The 4777-nt window shown below is 34.0% G+C and carries 8 protein-coding genes; all 8 read left to right on the top strand.

Translation table 11 applies throughout. The annotated features are described in order from the left end of the window. The first annotated feature begins 23 nt into the window (after nt 1-23). Nucleotides 24-869 carry a MerR family transcriptional regulator gene (locus ACTTKP_RS11210; RefSeq protein WP_442553987.1) on the top strand — a complete coding sequence of 282 codons (846 nt, stop codon included), beginning with the start codon at nt 24-26 and terminating at the stop codon, nt 867-869. A 135-nt stretch (nt 870-1004) separates the two neighbouring features. Continuing rightward, nucleotides 1005-1268: a type II toxin-antitoxin system RelB/DinJ family antitoxin gene (locus tag ACTTKP_RS11215; RefSeq protein ID WP_442553988.1), complete on the top strand. Its 264-nt coding sequence runs from the start codon at nt 1005-1007 to the stop codon at nt 1266-1268. Between the two features lie 2 nt (nt 1269-1270). Further along, nucleotides 1271-1540: a Txe/YoeB family addiction module toxin gene (locus ACTTKP_RS11220; RefSeq protein WP_442553989.1), complete on the top strand. Its 270-nt coding sequence runs from the start codon at nt 1271-1273 to the stop codon at nt 1538-1540. A gap of 176 nt (nt 1541-1716) precedes the next feature. Next, on the top strand, nt 1717-2091 hold the full coding sequence (locus ACTTKP_RS11225) for a hypothetical protein (RefSeq protein WP_442553990.1): 375 nt from the start codon (nt 1717-1719) through the stop codon (nt 2089-2091). Between the two features lie 108 nt (nt 2092-2199). Beyond that, the gene (locus ACTTKP_RS11230; protein ID WP_442553991.1) at nt 2200-3447 is read left to right on the top strand and encodes an ATP-binding protein; all 1248 of its coding nucleotides are present in this window, start codon (nt 2200-2202) and stop codon (nt 3445-3447) included. Nucleotides 3448-3507: 60 nt separating this feature from the next. Further along, nucleotides 3508-3747, top strand: a complete 240-nt coding sequence (locus ACTTKP_RS11235; RefSeq protein WP_442553992.1) for a hypothetical protein — start codon at nt 3508-3510, stop codon at nt 3745-3747. A 2-nt stretch (nt 3748-3749) separates the two neighbouring features. After that, complete coding sequence (locus ACTTKP_RS11240; RefSeq protein WP_442553993.1) at nt 3750-3956, top strand: DUF3791 domain-containing protein; 207 nt, start codon at nt 3750-3752, stop codon at nt 3954-3956. 1 nt (nt 3957) lies between these two features. Then, a partial coding sequence (locus tag ACTTKP_RS11245; protein ID WP_442553994.1) for a DUF1848 domain-containing protein occupies nt 3958-4777 on the top strand: 820 nt, incomplete at its 3' end.

The following is a 4777-nucleotide window of genomic DNA, read 5'->3' on the forward strand; positions in this document are numbered from 1 at the left end:
ATTGTAGGCAGGAGGTGATGGCTATGTTAAGAAATGAAATTCAGAAATTGTCCGGTTTGACAAGAAAGGCAATAGAGTATTATGAAGAAAGAGGCTTGATTAACCCAAAGAAGTCGGAGAATGGTTATAGAGACTATAGCGAGAAAGACCTACAAATCTTAACCAAGATATCTCTGTACAGAAAAGTGGGTTTAAATATAGCTGAAATTGAAAATGTATTGAATTCGGATTTGAATACCTTATCAGCTACGCTTCGAAAGAAACAGTATGAGTTAGAAATTCAAGAAAAGAGAAAGGATATTCTGGAGCTAATAGTTAAGGGAGAAGAGGACAATATTATTCAAGAAAAATTAGCCATTCTTGAAAATGAAGAAACCATTTATGAGAAACTTGAAAGAGCCTTTCCCGGCTATTTTGGAATGATGATATTTAGTGCGTATCAGCCATTTTTAAATGAACCCTTGAGTGAGGACAGCAAATCTGCTTATATTAAGTATGTAAAATACCTGGATAACTTACCACAGTTTGAACTATCTGAAGAAGAACAGAAATATATTGAAAAGAATACTTCTGACATCAAACTTGCTGATTTAAAAGGTGTCTCTGATGCTAAAATCAAAGCAGTAGAAAATTTTGAAAAATGGTGGGCTGAGAATAAAGACTTTGTAGAAAAATATGAAGAATTTAAAAGGAGTGATGAATACTCAAATAGCCTGATGAAGCAAATTCAGGATAAGCTGCAAAAATATATCCAGGAGAATAATTACTATGATATTGCAATTCCGCTTATCAGGAAATTTAGTAAAGGATATGATGATTACTATAACAAGCTGACCAGCACAAATGAAAAATATATGAAGATACAATAAATATAGTGGTTAATAGAACTGATTATTATTAAAATGAATATCTGCCTCGCCATAAAAGGTGGGGCAGTTTTCTTTACTTTTTCTTTATTTAAGCTTATACTATAAACATAATATAAAAATTTGGAGGTAATTATTATGGCACAGGTAGTTAATGTGAATTTTAAATTAGATGCAGATATTAAGAAAAGTATGGAAGAGGCTTGTTCAGAAATGGGAATTTCTATGAGTGCAGCATTTAAGATATTTGCTAAAAAAGTAGGAAGAGAAAAAAGGATTCCGTTTGAGATAACAGCAGATCCGTTTTATTCGGAGAGTAATATCAGGTATTTAGAGGAAAAAATGGAAGAATACAAAGCTGGAAAGCTTAAATTTGCAGAACATGAATTACTGGAGGACTAATTATGCAAGTGTCACAAGTGCAGTGGGATTTTGATGCGTGGGAAGATTATTTATATTGGCAGCATCAAGATAAGAGGGTTTTAAAACAGATAAATAAACTTGTAAAGGATATAGTTCGTAGTCCGTTTGAAGGTTTAGGTAAGCCGGAACCACTTAAAGAAAATCTGAGTGGCCTTTGGAGCAGGCGTATTAATAAAGAGCATAGACTTGTATATATGGTTAAAAACAATACTGTGCTTATATTTTCTTGTCGTGGACATTATGATGACTAGCCTTAATGTAAGATACTTTGAAAAAATCAAAATTAGTTTTACTGACTTTAGTTCCTATAGTTGTCGGATGGCTGATAAATCGTTAGTTATGACTCCTGTAATCGGTATGTTATTGTTTTATTTGTGGATATATCAAAGGTAAGAAAAAATGATAAATTTAAATTTGGAGGCATCGCATGTCAGTTACATATTTTATTTCTATGAATGGTGAAGAAAAATATGATTTTGATACAGTAAAATTTAATGAGGATATTGAGGAAAAGTATCCCGGTGTTACTGCTGAAGTTCGCGGCGGATTGTATGATATTCGATGGGAGAATTATTCAGGTAAATATCAGTTTGAATTAAGCATGCATAAAAGCAGGTGTACATTTGCAATAGATTATTTTAATTCGAGTGACAGATTACAAGACTTTGCAAAATTTATTATATGGCTTAGAGGGTATTTTCCTAAGGATAAGGAAGTAATTTTATGTAATGAAGATTATAGTGCTTCACTGGTATTGATAGGCGATGTATCTGTAAATGATATAAAAAAGCGATTGGAGTAATTGACTGATTTACGATTTATAACGGTCGTAAATTCGGTCGTAAATTTTTACGATTGAAAATACGATTGAATTAAGTTAAAATATAATCGTAAATATTGGAGGTCAGCTATGAAAGAAACAAAGAAATTAGAATTTAAATCAGATATAACCAATACTTTTTTAAAAACAGTCAGTGCTTTTGCAAATTATGAAGGTGGGCAGATTAGATTTGGTGTGGCTGATAATGGCGAAGTGATAGGACTTAAAGATCCGGTACAGTCGTGTCTTGACATAGAAAATAAAATTAATGATACAATTCGCCCACAACCACAGTATGAATTGGTGGTTCAGGAGTCTGATAAAACTGTAATTCTTACAGTGGAAGCCGGTCGGAATAAGCCATATACATATAAGTCTAAGGCATATAGGAGAAATGACACAGCTACTATTGAAGTTGATGAATTGGAACTTACCAGACTGATTTTACAGGGAAAAAATATAAATTATGAGGAACTGCCTGCAGATAATCAGGAACTTTCTTTTAAAATATTGGAGAAAAGAGCAAAACAGGAAATAGGCATTAAATCACTGAATAAGGATGTTCTTAAAACTTTGAATTTATACAGTGATTCAGATGGATATAAACAGGCAGCAGCATTGTTGGCGGATGAAAATGAATTTCCGGGAATTGACATAGCCAGATTTGGTGAGAGCATAAGTATAATATTAAAACGCGTAACATTTGAACATGAGTCAGTACTGGAAGAGTTGGAAAAAGCAGTCCGGATATATAGGGATTATTATCAGTATGAAGAGATTCAGGGAATAGAGAGAAAAAAGGTAGAAAAAATTCCGGAAGAAGCTTTCAGAGAAACAATTGCAAATGCATTAATACATAGAACATGGGATGTAAACGCACAGATTAGAGTAATGATGTTTGATGATAGAATTGAAATATCATCTCCCGGAGGCTTACCTACCGGTATTTCAGAAGAGGAATACCTTAAGGGAAATGTATCTATATTAAGGAATCCTATTTTAGGCAATGTATTTTATCGCCTTCATATTGTAGAAATATTAGGAACCGGAATTGTGAGAATACAGGAAGCTTATAAATATAGTGACAAAAAGCCTGTATTTGAGATATTTGACAATTCAATAAAGGTTATATTACCGGTTATTGGTAATGCAGACCTTACTGAGGATGAAAAGGTAGTATATGAAGTGCTCAGTAAAACAATGCCGAAATCAATCAGTGAAATTACAGATATGACACCATTTGGTAAATCAAAGGTAACTACCTTACTAAAGAACTTAATAAGAAAAAATTATGTTTCAGTAACAGGTAATGGCAGGGGAACTAAATATAAGCTGTAAAATGTGATACAATTATTATTATTTTGAAAACTGAGAACGTTTTGAAAGAAGGGAGCTTGTATGAATGAAAATCAGTTCAGTGCAATGTTGACTCTCATCGTGCCACCGATTATTGAGCAAATCACAAAAAATAGTAATCTGGATGAGAACAAAATAATTTGCCTTTTCTATAAATCAAAGCTGTATAAAGAGCTTTCAGATGAAAAATCCAAGTTATGGCATTATGGACCGGTAACTTTATATACTATGTATCAGGACGAACTTTTAACCGGCTCATACTCTTATCCGGAGGAGGCATAACAATGAGTAAAGAGAGTAAATTTCTGGTTTATTGTATAGAAAGATACCGTCATTTCAAAGGATTGTCAGGTTCTGAGGTGGCAGAACTCTTTGAAAAATATGGTATCTATGACTATATAACCAAATATTTTGAAGCTCTGCATACAATGGGAGATGATTATATCATTAAGGATATTGATGATTATATAGATAGTATAAAGGAAGATTAAAATGATACTCCAAACAGGTCAGCGCACCGATATTCCTGCATTCTACAGTGAATGGTTTGTAAACAGGGTGAAAGAGGGCTATGTGCTTGTAAGAAACCCTTACAATCCGCAGGCGGTTACCAGATATAACATAAATTCTGATGTAGTAGATTTAATTGCGTTTTGTACCAAAAATCCTTTGCCTATGCTTGATAAAATGGATATATTAAATCCGTACGGGCAGTACTGGTTTGTTACTATAACTCCTTATGGCAGGGATATAGAGCCGGCAGTTCCGGATAAGATGAAGGTAAGGGAAGGCTTTAAGAAGCTTTCTGAAAGGCTTGGAAGTAATTGTGTGGGCTGGCGTTATGATCCGATTTTTATCTCGGAGGAGTACAGCGCAGACAGGCATATATATGAATTTGAGGTTATGGCAAAGGAACTTTCGGGCTACACTGGAACCTGTGTAATAAGTTTCATAGACTTATTTGAAAAGGTGAAAAAGAATTTTCCGGAAGCTAAACAGGTAACTAAGGCAGACAGAGAAAAGCTTGGAAGAGCTTTTACAGATATAGGAAGAAAATACGGTTTTATTATAAAGCCTTGTGCGGAAGGTGATGAATTAAGTAAATACGGAGCAGACTGCAGCGGTTGTGCCACTCTTAAAACTTTCGAAACAGCACTTGGTGCAAGACTTGATGCACATAAGTTTAAACCGGGCAGGAAAGAATGTGCCTGCCTTATCACAGCAGATATAGGAGCCTATAACAGCTGTGGACATGGGTGTAAATATTGCTATGCAAATTTCAGCGATGATACGGTAAGAAAAAATATGGCTA

Source organism: Catonella sp. (genome assembly GCF_052169795.1).
GTDB lineage: Bacteria > Bacillota > Clostridia > Lachnospirales > Lachnospiraceae > Catonella.